Genomic DNA, 15,844 nt, shown 5'->3' with positions numbered 1-15,844 from the left:
GAGGCCTCGGGCCCGCGTCGGCACCCCCTCAACCACGGCCTGACCCCGGCCGGACGGCGGGCCGGTGCGGGCGGCTCCGTATCCTGGCCGGGTGCTCCAGGCTCCGTGTGTACCGACCCCGCTGGTCCCGTGTGTTGACGAGGTGTTCGAGCGGGCCGGGGTGGGGCTGCGGCTGAAGCGGGACGATCTGGTGCATCCGCTGGTGCCGGGGAACAAGTGGCGCAAGCTGGGGCCCAATCTGGAGTCGGCGGTGCGCGAGGGGCACCGGCGGCTGGTGACCTTCGGCGGGGCGTACTCGACGCATCTGCGGGCGGTGGCGCTGGCGGCGGGGGCGCTGGGGCTGTCGAGCGTGGGGCTGGTGCGGGGCGAGGAACTGGCGGGGGCGCCGCGGAACTGGTCGTTGCGGGCCGCCGAGGAGGCCGGGATGGAGCTGGTGTTCCTGTCCCGGGCCGAGTACCGGGAGGCGGCCGGGCGGGTCGCCGGGGGCGGCGGCGGGGAGGCGGAGCTGCGGCGGCGCTTCGGGCCGTGCCTGGTGCTGCCCGAGGGCGGGTCCAACGCGCTCGCCGCGCGCGGTGCGCGGGCGGTGGTGGCGGAGCTGCTGGAGTCGGGCGGGCTCGGGGAGCGCGACGTGGTCTGCTGCCCGGTCGGCACCGGCGGCACGCTGGCCGGGATCGCGGCGGGCCTGCCGCCCGGGGCGCGGGCGCTGGGCGTGGCGGTGCTGCGCGGCGGCGAGGGCTACCTGGAGGGCGAGGTGACGCGGCTGCACCGGGAGGCGTACGGGCGGGAGTTCGACGGCTGGCGGATCGACCACGGGCACCACGGCGGCGGGTACGGGCGGGTGCCGGCCGCGCTGGAGGAGTTCGCGGCCGGCTTCGAGCGGCGGCACGGCATCGCGCTGGAGCGCCGCTACGTGGCGAAGGCGCTGGCGGCCCTGTACGACCTCACCGCGGCCGGCGCCTTCCCGCCCGGCACCCGGCTCACCGCCGTCGTCACCGGACTGCCCGACCCGGTCTGAGCCGGGCAGCCCGCGCAGGCTCAGCCGAAGGTGAGGTTGGCGCAGGGGTCGGTGTCGGCGGAGCGGCTGTTCTCGGCTATGGCGCTGGGGACGGTGGTCGGCAGCGGGCCGGTGGCGGCGGCCGGGACGCCGGACGGGACGCCGGGCGTGGGCGTGCCGGTGGCGGCCGGGTGGTAGTCGCGGCCGAGGGTGACGGTGATGCCCTCCGAGCCCGGCTCCTCGGTCATCCGGGAGCCCGGGAAGAGTGCGGCGAGCTGCTCGGCGACGGCCTTGAACGGCGGGTCGTAGGCGATCTCGGTGCGCAGCCGCCCGCCGGTGGTCTGGCCGAGCGCGACGTTCTGGTAGCCCTGGGCGCGGATCGCCGCGGAGCCGTGGCCGGCCAGTCCGTCGGTGCCGACGCCGTTGACCACGGTGACCGGGGTGGCGAGCTGCTCGGCGGTGAGCGGGGTGGCGGTCGGCGAGGGCGAGGGGGCGGACTCGGTGGGGGCGGTGGGGGTGGCGCTCGCGGCGTCGCCGACCTCGCCGGTGGCCTGGCCGTCCAGGGTGCGGTCCTCGCGCAGCAGCCGCCACAGGGTGTCCACGTCGGGGTGGACGAGGTCGACCCGGCCGTTCTGCACGGTGGAGAACCGCCAGGGGGCGGTGACGAAGGTGATGTCGGAGAGGTTGATCTGCTGCAGCGACTGGGCGAAGTCGACCAGCTTCATCGCGGTGCCCAGGCCCTCGTCGACGGTGAGCGAGCGGGTCGCGGCGTCGGCCAGCGGGAGCAGGGTGGGCAGGGAGAAGCCCTGGGACTGGACCTTGCGGATCATCGAGGAGAGGAAGGCCTGCTGGCGCTTCATCCGCCCTATGTCGGAGTTGTCGCCGAAGCCGTAGCGGGCGCGCAGGTAGTCGACGGCCGGCGGGCCGGACAGCTTCTGCGGGCCCTTCTTGAGCTTGATGTTGTGCGAGTTGACGTCGTTGGGCACGCAGACGTCCACGCCGTTGATGGCCTCGGTCATCGCGGCGACGCCCTTGAAGTCGACCACGATGGTGTGGTCGATGCGCAGGCCGGTGAGCGCCTCGACGGTGTTCTGGGTGCAGGCCGGGTTGCCCTTCTCGGCCTCGCCGACGGTGAAGGCCTCGTTGAACATCTGGCTGGTCCGCGGCTTGGTCCAGTCGCCGCTGGGCAGCCGGCAGGAGGGGATGGTCACCAGGGCGTCGCGGGGTATGGAGACGCCGACGGCGTGCTTGCGGTCGGCGTAGACGTGCAGCAGGATCGCGGTGTCGGAGTGGCCGACGCCCACGTCGCCGCCGCCGAGGTCGGCGTTGCCGTCGTTGCGGGTGTCCGAGCCGAGCAGCAGGACGTTGACCGGCACCGAGGCGCCCCGCGCGGTCGGTGTCGGTGCCGGCGGCCGCTCGGTGGCGACGCCGCCGGCGTCGAAGGTGGTGATGTTGGTGTCGAGCCGGTGGTAGAACCAGGCCCCGGCACCGACCACGGACAGCACCAGCACGGCGGCGAGTCCTATGACGGTCCGTATGACACGCCGACGGCGCGAGCTGCTGCTCATCCTTCCCGTCCCCCCGTCTTCCGCTCAGTTTCCCCACCCGTACCGCGTGGCCGCGGGCGGGTGCCGGTCATCCGAACGTTAGACGTTTCGGGGGAGTGTTCGGTTACCTCCGATCGGCGGCCAATTCGGGGGCCGGTGCTGTGATGCTTCTCACGCCCCCGGCCCGGCGGCGCCGGCGAGCATCCGCCGGAGCAGGTCGCGCAGCTGTGTGCGCTCCTCCGGTCCGAGCGCGGCCAGCGGCTCGCGGGCGAAGTTCAGCGACTCGCGCAGCTCCGTGGAGGCGGTGCTGCCGGTGTCGGTGGCGGCGACCAGCTTGACCCGGCGGTCCTGCCGGTCGGGCTGGCGGGTGACGAAGCCGCGGGTCTCCAGCCGGTCGACGATGCCGGTGATGTTGGAGGGCTCGCAGCTGAGCGTCTGGGCGATCTGGCGCATGGGCATGGGGCCGCGCCGCAGCAGGGCGAGGACCTTGGCCTGCGCTCCGGTGAGCGAGCGGGCGGCGGCGGCCTCCTCGTACTCGCGGTGGAAGAGCGCGACCAGGTTGGCCATGAGATCGACGACCTCGCGGGTGATTTCGTCGGCCTGCGGCGGCGTGTCCCGGTTCTGCTGGGCGTTCATGGCCACCAGTCTACCTGAACATTTGACCACGTGAACTTTTCATGCCCATCGCTACTGCACCTGCTCAACCTTTTATCTGGGGAGATCACCATGGCCGCCGAGCCGACCGCGCCGGAAGCGCCCGCCACCGCTCGTGAGTGGCACCTCGCCGCCCGTCCGCAGGGCTGGCCCGCCCCGGCCGACTTCGCCCTCGTCGAGGCGCCGGTCCGCACCCCGGGCCCGGGCGAGGTGCTGGTCCGCAACACCCACCTGTCGGTCGACCCGTACATGCGCGGCCGGATGAACGACGTGAAGTCCTACATCCCGCCGTTCCGGCTCGGCGCGGTGATGGACGGCGGCGCCGTCGGGTACGTGGTCGCCTCCGGCGCCGAGGGCTTCGCCCCGGGCGACGCGGTGCTGCACGGGCTGGGCTGGCGCGAGTACGCCACCGTCCCGGCCTCGCGCGCGGTCAAGGTGCCGTCGATCGAGGGCGTGCCGCTCTCCGCCTGCCTCGGCGTGCTCGGCATGCCCGGCCTGACCGCGTACGCGGGCCTGCTGGCGGTCGGCGCGCTCAAGGAGGGCGACCGGGTGTTCGTCTCCGGTGCGGCCGGCGCGGTCGGCTCGATCGTCGGTCAGATCGCCCGGCTCAAGGGCGCCTCGCTGGTGGTCGGCTCGGCCGGCTCGGCGGAGAAGGTCGCCCGGCTGACCGGGGAGTACGGCTTCGACGCCGCCTTCAACTACAAGGACGGCCCGGTCGGTGAGCAGCTCGCCAAGGTCGCTCCGGAAGGCATCGACCTCTACTTCGACAACGTCGGCGGCGAGCACCTGGAGGCCGCGATCAGCGCGCTGGGCGTGCACGGCCGGGCCGTGCTGTGCGGCGCCATCGCCCAGTACAACGACACCTCCGCGGCGCCCGCCCCGCGCAACCTGGCCCAGATCATCGGCAAGCGGCTGCGTCTGGAGGGCCTGCTGGTCGGCGACCACGACGCGCTGAAGCCGCAGTTCCTCGCCGAGGTCGGCGGCTGGCTGAAGGACGGGAAGCTGCGCTTCGAGGAGACCGTGGTGGACGGCTTCGAGAACGTTCCGCAGGCCTTCCTGGACATGCTGCGCGGCGCCAACACCGGCAAGATGGTGGTCCGCCTGGACGGCTGACGTCCCATCGGCGCCGCTCCGCCCCGCACCCGGTCCGCCCGGTGCGGGGCGGTTCGCGTACCCGGCGGAGAGGCTCGGGCCGCACTACCGCATTCCGGCCGGATCCGAAAGTGCGTCATCCCCGCTGCGGGGCCGCGCGGTACGGTGGTCCCGCCCGGCGATGGGGCCGTTCGGGGGAGAGATCCGACCGGGGGGTGGACCTCGTTGCGGTTTCGACTAGCATTGAGCGAAAGCCTGTCCGTTTTGCTCAATTTAGTGGCTTAATGTCAGCCGACGTGGGTAACTGCGGATCAACTACGGGCACGAACACGAGGCAGCTGGGGAAGGCGACCCTCGTCCACAGCCTGGAGGTCCCGGTGACGACACGTGGAGTCCTGTACATCCACTCCGCGCCCCGCGCGCTGTGCCCGCACGTCGAGTGGGCCGTCGCGGGGGTGCTCGGCGTGCGGGTGAGCCTGGACTGGATCCGCCAGCCGGCCGCGCCCGGGCACTGGCGTGCCGAGCTGTCCTGGCAGGGCGAGCCCGGTACCGCCTCGAAGCTCGCCTCCGCGCTGCGCGGCTGGCAGCTGATGCGCTACGAGGTCACCAGCGAGCCCTGCGCCGCGGCCGAGGGCGAGCGGTACAGCAGCACCCCCGGCCTCGGCATCTTCCACGCCGTCACCGGCATCCACGGGGACATCCTGATCCCCGAGGACCGGCTGCGGGCCGTCCTGCTGCGTGCCCGCAGCGAGGGGGCGGACCTGGAGGCGGAGATCGCCATGCTGCTGGGCAAGCCCTGGGACGACGAACTGGAGCCCTTCCGGTACGCCGGCGAGGGCGCCCCGGTGCGCTGGCTGCACCAGGTGGTCTGACCGGACGGACGAACGGGAGAGGGGGCCGGCGCTCGCGATGAGCGCCGGCCCCCTCTCCGTCGTACGGGACCCGGAAGCCGGGACCGGGGTCAGCGGGTGCGGAAGGCCAGCACCACGTTGTGGCCGCCGAAGCCGAACGAGTTGTTCAGCGCGGCGATCCGGCCCTCGGGCAGCTTGCGGGCCTCGTCGCGGACGATGTCCGCGTCCACGTCGTCGTCCAGCTCCTCGACGTTGATGGTCGGCGGGGCGAGACGGTGGTACAGCGCCTGCACGGTGGCGACCGTCTCGATGCCGCCGGCGCCGCCCAGCAGGTGACCGGTCATCGACTTGGTGGCCGAGATGGCGATGTGGTCGAGGTCCTCGCCCAGCTCCTTGCGCAGCGCCTTCAGCTCGGCGGTGTCACCCTGCGGGGTCGAGGTGGCGTGCGCGTTGACGTGCACGATCTCGGCCTTGTCCAGCTGGTTGCGGTCGAACAGGTCGGCCAGCGCGCGGGCCACACCGGCGCCGGTCGGCTCCGGCTGGGCGATGTGGTGGGCGTCCGAGGACAGGCCCTGGCCCACCGCCTCGCAGTAGATCCGGGCGCCGCGGGCCTCGGCGTGCTCCACCGACTCCAGCACGACCACGCCGGCGCCCTCGCCCAGCACGAAGCCGTCCCGGCCCTTGTCGTACGGGCGGGAGGCGCGCTCGGGCTCGTCGTTGTTCTTGGACATCGCCATCATGTTGGCGAACGCGGCGATCGGCAGCGGGTGGACCGCCGCCTCGGTGCCGCCCGCCACCACGACGTCGGCGCGGCCGCTGCGGATCATCTCGATCGCGTAGCCGATCGCCTCGGCGCCGGAGGCGCAGGCGGAGACGGGGGTGTGCACGCCCGCGCGGGCGCCGACCTCCAGGCCGACGTTGGCCGCCGGGGAGTTGGGCATCAGCATCGGGACGGTGTGCGGGGAGACCTTGCGGGCGCCCTTCTCCTTCAGCACGTCGTACTGGTCGAGCAGGGTGGTCACGCCGCCGATGCCGGAGGCGATCACGGCGCCCAGGCGCTCCGGGGCGAGCTTGGACGACTCGTCGGTGGCCGGGGTCTCGAAGCCGGCGTCGGCCCAGGCCTCACGGGCGGCGATCAGCGCGAACTGGGCCGAGCGGTCCAGCTTGCGGGCGAGCGGACGGGGCAGGATCTCGCCCGGCTCGACGGCGGTGCGCGCCGCGATCCGCACGGGAAGCTCGGCGGCCCACTCCTCGGTCAGGGCAGCCACCCCGGAGCGCCCGGCGACCAGGTTCTCCCAGGTGGTGGCGGCGTCGCCGCCCAGCGGCGTGAAGGCGCCGATACCCGTGACGACCACGGTACGGTTCTCAACAGTCACTGGATCTTCTTCTCTCACGTTGTGCGGGGGTCGGCGGCGGCCGAAGGTGAGCCCGGCCGGGCGCCCGGTGGGGCGTCCCGGCCGGCGGGTCGGCCGACTCCCGGGAGCCGGCCGATGTCAGGCGTCGAACGCGTCGAGCGCGTCGACCGCTCAGGCGTGGCTGAGGATGTAGTCCACGGCGTCGCCGACGGTCTTCAGGTTCTTGACCTCGTCGTCCGGGATCTTGACGTCGAAGCGCTCCTCGGCGGCCACGACGACCTCGACCATGGACAGCGAGTCGACGTCCAGGTCGTCGGTGAAGGACTTGTCGAGCTCGACGTCCTCGGTCGGGATGCCGGCGATCTCGTTGACGATCTCGGCGAGACCTTCCAGAACCTCGTCCTTGGTAGCCATACTGGCTGCTCCTCTTCGGTGTTGAATGCGGCCGCCCGGCGGACGGACGCAGGTTTGCGGGTGGTATCGGGCGAAAACGCCTAGGGGAGCGTAACGACTGCGGCGGCGTACACGAGACCCGCCCCGAACCCGATGATCAGGGCGAGGTCGCCGCTGCGGGCCTCGCCGCTCTCCAGCATGCGCTCCATCGCCAGCGGGATGGACGCCGCCGAGGTGTTCCCGGTCTCCGTGATGTCACGGGCGACCGGCACCGTGGCGGGCAGCTTGAGGGCCTTGATCATGGCGTCGGTGATCCGCATGTTGGCCTGGTGCGGGATGAACGCGCCGAGCTGGTCGGCGGTGATCCCGGCGGCGTCCAGCGCCTGCTGCGCCACCTTCGCCATCTCCCAGACCGCCCAGCGGAAGACCGTCTGGCCCTCCATGCGCAGCGCGGGCCACTTGATCTCCTCGCCGGCGCCGTTGACGGCGTCCTCCTTGGCGAAGGCGGTGTCCCAGGCCTCGGTCTGCGAGATGACGTCCTTCTGCGAGCCGTCCGACCCCCAGATGACCCGGCCGATGCCGGGGGTGTCGGACGGGCCGACGATCGCCGCTCCGGCGCCGTCGCCGAAGATGAACGCGGTCGAGCGGTCCGAGGTGTCGGTCAGGTCGCTGAGCCGCTCCACGCCGATCACCAGCACGTACTCGGCGCTGCCGCCGCGGACCATGCCGTCGGCCAGGCTCAGGCCGTAGCCGAAGCCGGCGCAGGCGGCCGAGATGTCGAAGGCCGGGGCGGTGCCGCAGCCGAGCCGCTCGGCGATCTCGGTGGCGATCGCCGGGGTCTGCTTGAGGTGCGAGACGGTGGCGACGATCACACCGCCGATCCGCGCCGGGTCGATCCCGGCCTGGGCGATCGCCTTGCCGGCGGCCTGCACCGACATCTCGGCGACCGACTCCTCCGGCCCGGCCCAGCGGCGCTCGGCGATCCCGCTCCGGGTGCGGATCCACTCGTCCGAGGAGTCGATCCAGGTCAGCACCTCGGCGTTCGGGATCACCCGGACCGGGCGGTAGCCGCCCACGCCGTGGATGCGCGCGTACTGCGCACCGGTCACCGGTGTGATCTGGGGGGTGTCGCTCATGCCTGCTGCTCCTGCTCCTGCCCACCGTGCTCCGCGACGAGCTCGCGGGCCTTGTCCAGGTCGGCGGGGGTCTTGAGGGCAAGCGTCGCCACGCCCTTGAGGTTGCGCTTGACCAGTCCGGTGAGGGTGCCCGCCGGGGCGAGCTCGATGACGGCGGTCGCGCCGAGCCGCTGAAGGGTCTCCATGCAGAGGTCCCAGCGGACCGGGTTGGAGACCTGCGACACCAGCCGGCTCAGCACCTCGGCGCCGGAGGCGACGACCTCGCCGTCCTGGTTGGAGACGTAGGCGACCTTGGGGTCGGCGACCGGCAGGGTCGGGGCCAGCTTGGCCAGCCGCTCGACACCGGGAGCCATGTGGGAGGTGTGGAACGCGCCCGCGACCTTCAGCGCGATCAGCCGGGCGCCGGCCGGCGGGTCCGCGCGCAGCGCGTCCAGCTGCGGCAGGGTGCCGGCCGCGACGATCTGGCCGCCGCCGTTGTTGTTGGCCGGTGTCAGGCCGTGCTCGGCGAGCTTCGCGGCGACGACCTCCGGGTCGCCGCCGAGCACGGCGGCCATGCCGGTCTCGGTGGCGGCGGCGGCCTCGGCCATGGCGAGGCTGCGCTCGCGCACGAAGGTGAGCGCGTCGCGTGCGCTGAGCACGCCGGCACCGGCCGCGGCGGTGATCTCGCCGACGCTGTGGCCGGCGACGGCGCCGACCAGCGCACGGGCCGCGTCCTCGTCCGGGAACAGCGCACGTGCGGTCACCAGGCCGGCCGCCACCAGCAGCGGCTGGGCGACGGCGGTGTCCTTGATCTCCTCGGCGTCCGCCTCCGTTCCCGCGCGCACAAGGTCGAGCCCGGCGACCTCCGACCAGCCCTGCAGGCGGTCGGCGACACCGTCGAGCTCCAGCCAAGGGCTGAGGAAACCGGGGGTCTGGGCACCCTGTCCAGGGGCGACGATTACGAGCACGGTTCAACCCTCTCTCGCCAGGCGCCCGGGGGCGGGTAGGCGACGGTAACGAAGAAAAGCATCCGGGATTGTAAGGTCCCTACAGCGTGGTCAGCTTGACTCTCCGGCGGCCGTGAGCCGGCCCAGCGCCAGTGCGATACGCAGGGTGAACGCCGAACGTACGTCGGAAGGCGCGTAGCCCGTGACGTCGGTCACACGTCGGAGCCGGTAGCGCACCGTGTTGGGGTGGACGAAGAGCATCCGGGCGGCACCCTCCAACGAGGAGGCCTGCTCCAGGTAGACGCTCAGGGTCTCCAGGAGTGCCGAGCCTGCCTCGTCCAGCGGTGTGTAGATCTCCTCCACCAGCTGCTGCCGGGCCGCCTGGTCGCCGGCCAGCGCCCGCTCCGGCAGCAGGTCGTCGGCCAGCACCGGCCGCGGCGCGTCCGGCCAGGCCGCGCAGGCCCGCAGGCCGGCCGCGGCGGCGTGCGCCGAGCGGGTCGCCGAGAGCAGGTCCGGCACGGTCGGGCCGACCACTACCGGGCCCGGCGCGAACTGGCCGATCAGCGCCCGGGCCGCGTGCACCGGCTCCTTCTCGCCGCCCACCACGACCACCAGGCGCTTGCCCAGCACCCCGGTCAGCACGTGCAGCTTGGCGTACCGGGCGGCCCGGCGGATCGCCTCGACCACCAGTTCGCTGTCACCGTCCGGAGCCGAGCCCATCACCACCCGGACCTGGCTCGGCTGGCCCCAGCCGAGCGCGGCGGCCCGGGACAGCACGCCCTCGTCGGCGTCGCCGGAGAGCAGCGAGTTGACCACCAGCGCCTCCAGCCGGGCGTCCCAGGCGCCCCGGGCCTCGGCGGCCTGGGCGTACACCTGGGCGGTGGCGAAGGCGATCTCACGGGCGTAGACCAGCACCGACTCGCGCATGTCGGCCTCGTCGCCGGGGGCGGCCACCTCCTCGATGGCCTCCTCCATCACCTCGATGGTGGTGCGGATCAGCTCGACGGTCTGGCGCAGGGTGATCGCCCGGGTCAGCTCGCGCGGCGCGGTGCCGAAGACATCGGTGGAGATCGCCTGCGGGGCGTCCGGCCTGCGGTACCACTCGGTGAACGCGGCGATGCCGGCCTGGGCGACCAGGCCGATCCAGGAGCGGTGCTCCGGCGGCATCCGCCGGTACCAGCCGAGCTGGTCGTCCATCCGGGCGATGGCGGCCGAGGCGAGCTTGCCGGAGGACTTCTCCAGCCGCTTGAGGGTCGCCGCCCGGCGCTCGGCACGCTCGGCGGCGAGTCGGCGCTCCTGCGCGGTCAGGCGCGGCGCCGCCCGTCCGGGCCGGTCTCTCCCGGCGCCCGGGGTCGGGCTCTTCCCGTTCTTGTCGGGATTGGCGGTCGGATCGCTCTTGGAGTTCGCGGAAGCGGCTGGCACAGGGACAAGACTGCCTCACCGGAGTGACTGCTCGTGCACAGGGCCCGGTGGACGGGCCGGGTGGTGACGGTCACACCCGTCCCGGCTGCCACTACGGTGGGTCCCGTGACCGATGCCCCCGCCCGCCCCCGCGCCGATCTGCGCCGTACCGCCGAGCGCTACCGCTCGACGCCCGCCGAGGGCGTCGAGACCCGGCACGCGTTCTCCTTCTCCGGGCACTACGACCCGAAGAACACCCACTTCGGCGCGCTGCTCGCGTGCAACGAGGAACTCCTCGCCCCCGGCGCCGGGTTCGACGAGCACCGGCACCGGGACACCGAGATCCTCACCTGGGTACTGGAGGGCGCGCTCGCCCACCGGGACTCCCAGGGGCACGGCGGGGTGGTGCGCCCCGGCATGGTCCAGCACCTGAGCGCCGGCTCCGGCGTCACCCACACCGAGCGCAACGTCGGCGGCGCCGACGGCCCGGTCCGCTTCGTCCAGATGTGGCTCCAGCCCGACGTCTTCGACGCGCCCCCCGCGTACGGGCTGCGCGGGGTGGAGCGTGCCGCCGACGGGTTGACGCTGCTCGCCTCCGGGCTGGAACGGGACGCCGGAACCCGGGCGCTGCGGCTGCGGCGCGGCGACGCCGCGCTGTGGCTGGTGACCGCCGGGCCGTGGCAGCCGCTGCCCGAGCTGCCGGCCGCCGCCTACCGCTACGCGCACCTGACGGCCGGCTCGCTCGGCTACCGGACGGTGCCCGGGCCGCAGGGCGGGGGCCGCTCGATGGTCCCCGGCGACAGCGTGCGGATCACCGGGGACGCCTTCGCGGCGCCGACGGCCGGCGAGAGCGGCGCGGAGCTGCTCCTGTGGGAGATGCACTCGCCGGTCTCGTACGGCTGATGTCCTAGAGCTCGGCGAGGACGGCGTCGCTGAGGGCCGGCCAGGCCTCGGCGGCCCACGGGCCGAAGTCCCGGTCGGTGAGCGCGACGCAGGCCGCGCCGGCCTGCGGGTCCACCCAGAGGAAGGTGCCGGACTGGCCGAAGTGGCCGAAGGTGGCCGGGGAGTTGGCGGTGCCGGTCCAGTGCGGCGCCTTGCCGTCGCGGATCTCGAAGCCGAGGCCCCAGTCGTTCGGCCGGCGGTGGCCGAAGCCGGGCAGCACCCCGCTGGTGCCCGGGAAGGCGACCTCGCGGGTGGCGGCGCGCAGGGTGCCCGGGTCGAGCAGCTTGGGCGCCTGGAGCTCGGCGGCGAACCGGGTGAGGTCGGCGAGGGTGGACAGGCCGCCGGCGCCGGCGGGGGAGCGGTGCGCGGTGTTGATCAGGGTGGCGTGCATGCCGAGCGGCTGGAACACGGCCTCGGCGGCGTACCGGCCGAACTCGATGCCGGCGGCCCGCTCCAGGGTCTGCGCGAGCACGTCGAAGCCGGCGTTGGAGTAGAGCCGGCGGTTGCCGGGCGCGGCCATCACCTTGTGCTCGTCGAAGGCCAGGCCCGAGGTGTGGGCCAGCAGGTGCCGCACGGTCGAGCCCTCCGGCCCGGCCGGGTCGTCCAGTTCGAAGACGCCCTCCTCGACCGCGACCAGCACGGCGTACGAGGTGAGCAGCTTGGTCACCGACGCCAGCGGGAACAGGTGGTCCTGCGGCCCGTGCGCGCCCAGCACCGCGCCGTCCGCGCCCCGTACGACGGCCGCCGCCGCGTGCGGCACCGGCCAGGTCTCGATCTTCCGCAAGCTCTCCATGGGGCCCGACTCTAACCGGGCCGGCGGGCCCGGCGGGATGGCAGGCTTGACGGTGGCGCGCTTGCTTCGAGTGCGCTCCAAGGCGCTGGTTTCGTCGTCACGTTCATCACCGGGGGACCGACCATGACCGAACTCGCATCGTTCGAGACCGAACTGCGTTCCTGCTGGGAGGTGTTCCGGGATCCGGCCGGCACGCCCGACCGGAGGCCGCGGCACACCATCGGCGAGGTGTCGGAGGCCAGCGGGCTGACCGCGCACACCCTGCGCTGGTACGAGCGGATCGGCCTGCTCGATCCGGTGGACCGCTCGGCCTCGGGCCAGCGCCGGTACAGCGACGGCGACCTGCACCGGCTGGCCTTCCTGGGGCGGCTGCGGCTGACCGGGATGCCGGTGGCCGACATGCTGCGGTACGTGGAGCTGGCCCGGCAGGGCGAGCGGACCTCCGCGGACCGCCGCGACCTGCTGCTCGCCCACCGGGAGGCGGTGCGGCAGCAGATCGCGGACCTGCACGCGACGCTGGCCGTGCTCGACCACAAGATCGACGTGTACACCGGGCGGCTGGAGCGGTGCGCGTCGAGCCACTGAGGGCGGTGCGTCAGACCGCGCGGCCGGAGTGGGCGGCGAGCCGGGTGTACACGTCGGCGTCGTCCGGGGCGGGCTGGACGGGGGCGAACGGGACGCCGCCGCCGCGCCGTTCGGCCGGCAGCGCGACCCGGGCGATCGCCAGCGCCGTCTCGCCCAGCCGCTCGTCCAGCGGGCGGTCGGTGCCGAGCGCGCGGGCGATGTCCCAGGAGTGGATGACGGTCTCCAGGAGGTAGCCGCCCACCGCGTCGCGGCCGCTCACCTCGCCCCAGGGCACCGAGGTCGGGCGGTCCAGCTTGGCGTCCTCCGCCCAGGCGGCGGTCACCCGGGCGCGGGCCCGGCCGAGGGCGGCCGGCCAGCCGTCGTCGGGAACCCCGCCGGTCGCGGCGGCGACGTCCAGGGAGAGCCCGCCCTCGCCGGTGTAGGCGAACCGGTGGATCCCGCCGACCACGTGGCCGAGCAGGGCCCGCAGGTCGTACTCGGCGCACGGGGTGGGCCGGTCCAGGTCCTCCGGTCCGACCTCGGCGAGCAGCTTCTCCAGCTGGTCGAGGGCGAGCAGGTACAGCGGGCGCGGGTCCTGGGTGGTGTCCATGAGGTGTCTCGGCTCCAAGGTGCGGAAGGGTTTTCCTGTCGGCAGGCAATCTCCCGGTAAAACCTGACAACCATCGTCATGATTCTTGGGATCCTCGTGCCATGAAGGCCGACCGCCTGCTCTCGATCCTGCTGCTGCTCCAGACCCGCGGCCGGGTGCCCGCCACCGAACTGGCCGAACGGCTGGAGGTGTCGGTCCGCACCATCTACCGCGACGTCGAGGCGCTCTCGGCGGCCGGCGTGCCCGTCTACACCGAACGCGGCCGGCACGGCGGCATCAGTCTGCTGCCCGGCTACCGCACCGACGTCAGCGGTCTGACGGCCGACGAGGCGCGGGCCCTGTTCGTGCTCTCCGCCCAGGGCGCGCACAGTGACCTCGGGCTGGACGGCGCGCTCGGCTCGGCGCTGCGCAAGGTGATGGCCGCGCTGCCCGCCCCGCACCGGCCGGGCGCCGAGCGGATCAGCGAGCGGGTCCTGGTCGACCCGGCGCGCTGGCTGCAGGCCGGTGCGCCGCCGGGACCGGATCTGGGCGAGCTGCAGTACGCGGTGTTCGCCGACCGGCGGCTTCGGCTGCGCTACCGGCACAGCGGCACGCCCGCGCCGGTGGAGTACACCGTGGATCCGTACGGCCTGGTCAGCAAGGCCGCGGTCTGGTACCTGGTGGCCGATCTGCACGGCGAGCCGCGGCTGTTCCGGGCCGACCGGGTGCTGTACGCGGAGACCGCGGAGGAGCCGGTGCGCCGACGGCCCGGGGTGGGACTGGGCGACGTCTGGACGGTGCTGCGCGAGCAGGTGGAGCGGCTGCCCAAGGAACTGCTGGTGAAGGTGCGGGTGCGGCGCGGGCGGCTGGACATGTTCGTCCGGATCCACGGCGCCCGGCTGGCCGCCCCGCCGCCGGAGAGCGGGGGCGGGGCGCCCGAGGACTGGGTCGAACTCGCGCTCGGCTTCCAGTCGTTGCCGGCCGTCCGGGCGCTGCTCGCGTTCGGCGCGGACGCCGAGGTGCTCTCCCCGCCGGCCGCGCGCCGGGAGATGGGCCGCACCGCCGCCGAGGCCCTGCGGCTCTACGGGGACCCGCGCTAGCGTCCGGCGCCGGGCCCTCCGGTGTCAGGCCTCCGGGGCGGGCCGGACCACGTCCCCGTAGGTGCCGAGGGCGACGGCCGCGAAGTTGTGCAGGCTGTCGGTGCCGGTGGCGAAGTAGCCGTTGTGGCCGGCGGAGCGGGCCGAGGAGATCCGCTCGGCGCCGAAGTCCAGCGAGGTCGGATCGGCGCCGTGGCCGAGCCCGCCGACCTCCAGGTACGGCACGTTGCCGATCCAGTCGGTCTCGTTGCGGGTGGCCCAGACGTGCACGCCCGCGCCCAGCTCCGAGGTGCTCTCCACGCCCATGCCGGGGGAGCCGAACACCACGAGGTCGGTGATCCCGCTGGTGTCGGCCGGCGAGGCGGCGGCCCGCGGGATGTCCGGCGCGGCGGTGCCGCAGACCACCGAGCCGTAGGAGTGGCAGAACAGCGCGGGCGGCGCCTGGGGCCGGGTGGTCTCCTTGAGCCCGGCGAGCAGCCGGCGCAGCCGCGGCGCGCCGACGTCGGCGAGCCGGGAGGTCACCGCGTCGGGGCCGAGGCCGGAGGGGGTGACGTAGCCGGTCCAGGCGACCACCGCGGTGCGGGTGCCGGGGGCCTGCCGCCGCTCCTCCTGGTACAGCGCCCGGGCCATTCCGGCGGGGGAGCGCAGCGGTTCGACGGCCTGGTCGAAGTGGCCGAGGTCGGCGTCGGAGCCGGGGACGAGCACCGCGACCCGGTCGGCGCTGCCGAGGTCGCCCCAGACCTCGGTGAGCAGTCCTCGGCCGCGCGGGTCGAAGGCGAGGATCTGCCGGCCGGGCGCGAGCAGGCTCTGCACGTCGTTGGCCCGGGAGACGGCGAGCGCGTGCTGCTCGGGGGTCAGGGCGCGGTCGGTGGCGCGGGCCCGGGCGTGGTCGCGCTCGGCGGCGAGCGCGATCCGGTTGGCCCGGTAGCGCACGGCGAGCGGGGCGCCGTCGAAGTTGCCGACGACCAGCGGGTAGGCCTCGACCAGCCGGTTCAGTTCGGCGGGGGAGAGCTGGGCGAAGAACTCGGCCGCGGCGGCCGGGGCGGTGGTGGCCGGGTCGGGCAGGTCGTGCCCGTAGGAGTGGTCCTCGACCCAGGCGGCGCTGCCGGCCGGCGGGGTGGAGATGGCCAACTGCTCGGTCGCGGCCGCGGCCTGGGCCGCCGCGGCGCCGGCGTCGGCGAGGACGGCGGCACCCGCGAAGGCGCCGATCAGGACGTGCTTCCACCGCCGACGGCGCATCGCCTCAACTCCCCGAGAGTCCCGTCACCGATCCCGGACGGGGCCCGGAGGGCGGTACGACTGCCAATTTCCCAGCGCAAGCCTAGGGGCCAGGAGGCGCGCTGGGCGCGGCTCAAACTGTGGGATGGATCACATGAACCGGGAGTGTCCGGGATGCGTCCTGATCGTTCGCGCGAGCACCGCCGCACCGCCGCACCGCCGCACCGCCGCACCGCCGCACCGCCGCACCGCCGCACCGCCGCACCGCCGCACCGCCGCACCGCCGCACCGC

At 74.0% G+C, this 15,844-nt stretch carries 16 protein-coding genes; 6 read left to right on the top strand and 10 right to left on the bottom strand.

All coding sequences use genetic code 11. The features are described 5' to 3' along the window. Positions 1–64 precede the first annotated feature (64 nt). Positions 65–1,015, top strand: a complete 951-nt coding sequence (locus tag ABZW10_RS32035) for a pyridoxal-phosphate dependent enzyme (RefSeq protein ID WP_355372976.1) — start codon at positions 65–67, stop codon at positions 1,013–1,015. 20 nt (positions 1,016–1,035) lie between these two features. Here the strand turns inward: ABZW10_RS32035 and ABZW10_RS32030 are convergent, their stop codons facing one another. Continuing rightward, complete coding sequence (locus ABZW10_RS32030) at positions 1,036–2,562, bottom strand: LCP family protein (RefSeq protein WP_355372974.1); 1,527 nt, start codon at positions 2,560–2,562, stop codon at positions 1,036–1,038. A gap of 150 nt (positions 2,563–2,712) precedes the next feature. Further along, positions 2,713–3,177 carry a MarR family transcriptional regulator gene (locus ABZW10_RS32025; protein WP_355372972.1) on the bottom strand — a complete coding sequence of 155 codons (465 nt, stop codon included), beginning with the start codon at positions 3,175–3,177 and terminating at the stop codon, positions 2,713–2,715. A gap of 90 nt (positions 3,178–3,267) precedes the next feature. On the opposite strand from ABZW10_RS32025, the gene ABZW10_RS32020 reads away from it, so the two are divergent. Together ABZW10_RS32020 and ABZW10_RS32015 are read left to right on the top strand one after the other, a co-directional pair. Further along, on the top strand, positions 3,268–4,308 hold the full coding sequence (locus ABZW10_RS32020; RefSeq protein WP_355372970.1) for an NADP-dependent oxidoreductase: 1,041 nt from the start codon (positions 3,268–3,270) through the stop codon (positions 4,306–4,308). A gap of 356 nt (positions 4,309–4,664) precedes the next feature. Beyond that, entirely contained in the window at positions 4,665–5,159 is a 495-nt protein-coding gene (locus ABZW10_RS32015; protein ID WP_350566458.1) for a DUF3145 domain-containing protein, read from the top strand. 89 nt (positions 5,160–5,248) lie between these two features. Here ABZW10_RS32015 and fabF read toward each other — a convergent pair whose 3' ends face one another. The 5 genes from fabF to ABZW10_RS31990 form a co-directional block, all read right to left on the bottom strand. After that, on the bottom strand, positions 5,249–6,514 hold the full coding sequence (fabF, locus tag ABZW10_RS32010) for a beta-ketoacyl-ACP synthase II (protein ID WP_355372967.1): 1,266 nt from the start codon (positions 6,512–6,514) through the stop codon (positions 5,249–5,251). Between the two features lie 150 nt (positions 6,515–6,664). Next, positions 6,665–6,907: an acyl carrier protein gene (locus ABZW10_RS32005; protein ID WP_344325330.1), complete on the bottom strand. Its 243-nt coding sequence runs from the start codon at positions 6,905–6,907 to the stop codon at positions 6,665–6,667. Between the two features lie 80 nt (positions 6,908–6,987). Beyond that, on the bottom strand, positions 6,988–8,022 hold the full coding sequence (locus ABZW10_RS32000) for a beta-ketoacyl-ACP synthase III (RefSeq protein ID WP_355372964.1): 1,035 nt from the start codon (positions 8,020–8,022) through the stop codon (positions 6,988–6,990). Then, the gene (locus tag ABZW10_RS31995) at positions 8,019–8,969 is read right to left on the bottom strand and encodes an ACP S-malonyltransferase (protein WP_355372962.1); all 951 of its coding nucleotides are present in this window, start codon (positions 8,967–8,969) and stop codon (positions 8,019–8,021) included. The genes ABZW10_RS32000 and ABZW10_RS31995 overlap by 4 nt, the downstream gene beginning before the upstream one ends. 90 nt (positions 8,970–9,059) lie before the next feature. Continuing rightward, positions 9,060–10,256, bottom strand: a complete 1,197-nt coding sequence (locus ABZW10_RS31990; RefSeq protein ID WP_355373067.1) for a helix-turn-helix domain-containing protein — start codon at positions 10,254–10,256, stop codon at positions 9,060–9,062. Between the two features lie 219 nt (positions 10,257–10,475). On the opposite strand from ABZW10_RS31990, the gene ABZW10_RS31985 reads away from it, so the two are divergent. Then, positions 10,476–11,252: a pirin family protein gene (locus ABZW10_RS31985; RefSeq protein WP_355372959.1), complete on the top strand. Its 777-nt coding sequence runs from the start codon at positions 10,476–10,478 to the stop codon at positions 11,250–11,252. 4 nt (positions 11,253–11,256) lie between these two features. Here the strand turns inward: ABZW10_RS31985 and ABZW10_RS31980 are convergent, their stop codons facing one another. Then, the gene (locus ABZW10_RS31980; RefSeq protein WP_355372956.1) at positions 11,257–12,084 is read right to left on the bottom strand and encodes a serine hydrolase domain-containing protein; all 828 of its coding nucleotides are present in this window, start codon (positions 12,082–12,084) and stop codon (positions 11,257–11,259) included. Positions 12,085–12,207: 123 nt separating this feature from the next. On the opposite strand from ABZW10_RS31980, the gene ABZW10_RS31975 reads away from it, so the two are divergent. After that, on the top strand, positions 12,208–12,669 hold the full coding sequence (locus ABZW10_RS31975) for a MerR family transcriptional regulator (RefSeq protein WP_355372953.1): 462 nt from the start codon (positions 12,208–12,210) through the stop codon (positions 12,667–12,669). Positions 12,670–12,679: 10 nt separating this feature from the next. Here the strand turns inward: ABZW10_RS31975 and ABZW10_RS31970 are convergent, their stop codons facing one another. Beyond that, positions 12,680–13,258, bottom strand: a complete 579-nt coding sequence (locus ABZW10_RS31970) for a TIGR03086 family metal-binding protein (protein WP_355372950.1) — start codon at positions 13,256–13,258, stop codon at positions 12,680–12,682. A 101-nt stretch (positions 13,259–13,359) separates the two neighbouring features. Here ABZW10_RS31970 and ABZW10_RS31965 point away from each other — a divergent pair, with 101 nt between their 5' ends. Beyond that, positions 13,360–14,337 carry a YafY family protein gene (locus ABZW10_RS31965; protein ID WP_355372948.1) on the top strand — a complete coding sequence of 326 codons (978 nt, stop codon included), beginning with the start codon at positions 13,360–13,362 and terminating at the stop codon, positions 14,335–14,337. 24 nt (positions 14,338–14,361) lie between these two features. On the opposite strand, the gene ABZW10_RS31960 is transcribed toward ABZW10_RS31965, so the two are convergent. Beyond that, a complete protein-coding gene (locus tag ABZW10_RS31960; protein ID WP_355372945.1) occupies positions 14,362–15,573 on the bottom strand; it encodes an alpha/beta hydrolase in 1,212 nt (403 codons plus the stop codon). Between the last annotated feature and the right edge of the window lie 271 nt (positions 15,574–15,844).

This window comes from Kitasatospora sp. NPDC004723 (genome assembly GCF_040609255.1).
GTDB lineage: Bacteria > Actinomycetota > Actinomycetes > Streptomycetales > Streptomycetaceae > Kitasatospora.
The sequence above is the reverse complement of the archived record's forward strand: the minus strand, read 5'-3'. Positions and strand labels throughout refer to the sequence as shown.

Coding starts and splice junctions, on each gene's coding strand:
- ABZW10_RS32030 (WP_355372974.1), bottom strand. CDS start 2,562: ATGAGCAGCAGCTCGCGCCGTCGGCGTGTCATACGGACCGTCATAGGA.
- ABZW10_RS32025 (WP_355372972.1), bottom strand. CDS start 3,177: ATGAACGCCCAGCAGAACCGGGACACGCCGCCGCAGGCCGACGAAATC.
- ABZW10_RS32020 (WP_355372970.1), top strand. CDS start 3,268: ATGGCCGCCGAGCCGACCGCGCCGGAAGCGCCCGCCACCGCTCGTGAG.
- ABZW10_RS32005 (WP_344325330.1), bottom strand. CDS start 6,907: ATGGCTACCAAGGACGAGGTTCTGGAAGGTCTCGCCGAGATCGTCAAC.
- ABZW10_RS32000 (WP_355372964.1), bottom strand. CDS start 8,022: ATGAGCGACACCCCCCAGATCACACCGGTGACCGGTGCGCAGTACGCG.
- ABZW10_RS31980 (WP_355372956.1), bottom strand. CDS start 12,084: ATGGAGAGCTTGCGGAAGATCGAGACCTGGCCGGTGCCGCACGCGGCG.
- ABZW10_RS31975 (WP_355372953.1), top strand. CDS start 12,208: ATGACCGAACTCGCATCGTTCGAGACCGAACTGCGTTCCTGCTGGGAG.
- ABZW10_RS31970 (WP_355372950.1), bottom strand. CDS start 13,258: ATGGACACCACCCAGGACCCGCGCCCGCTGTACCTGCTCGCCCTCGAC.
- ABZW10_RS31965 (WP_355372948.1), top strand. CDS start 13,360: ATGAAGGCCGACCGCCTGCTCTCGATCCTGCTGCTGCTCCAGACCCGC.
- ABZW10_RS31960 (WP_355372945.1), bottom strand. CDS start 15,573: ATGCGCCGTCGGCGGTGGAAGCACGTCCTGATCGGCGCCTTCGCGGGT.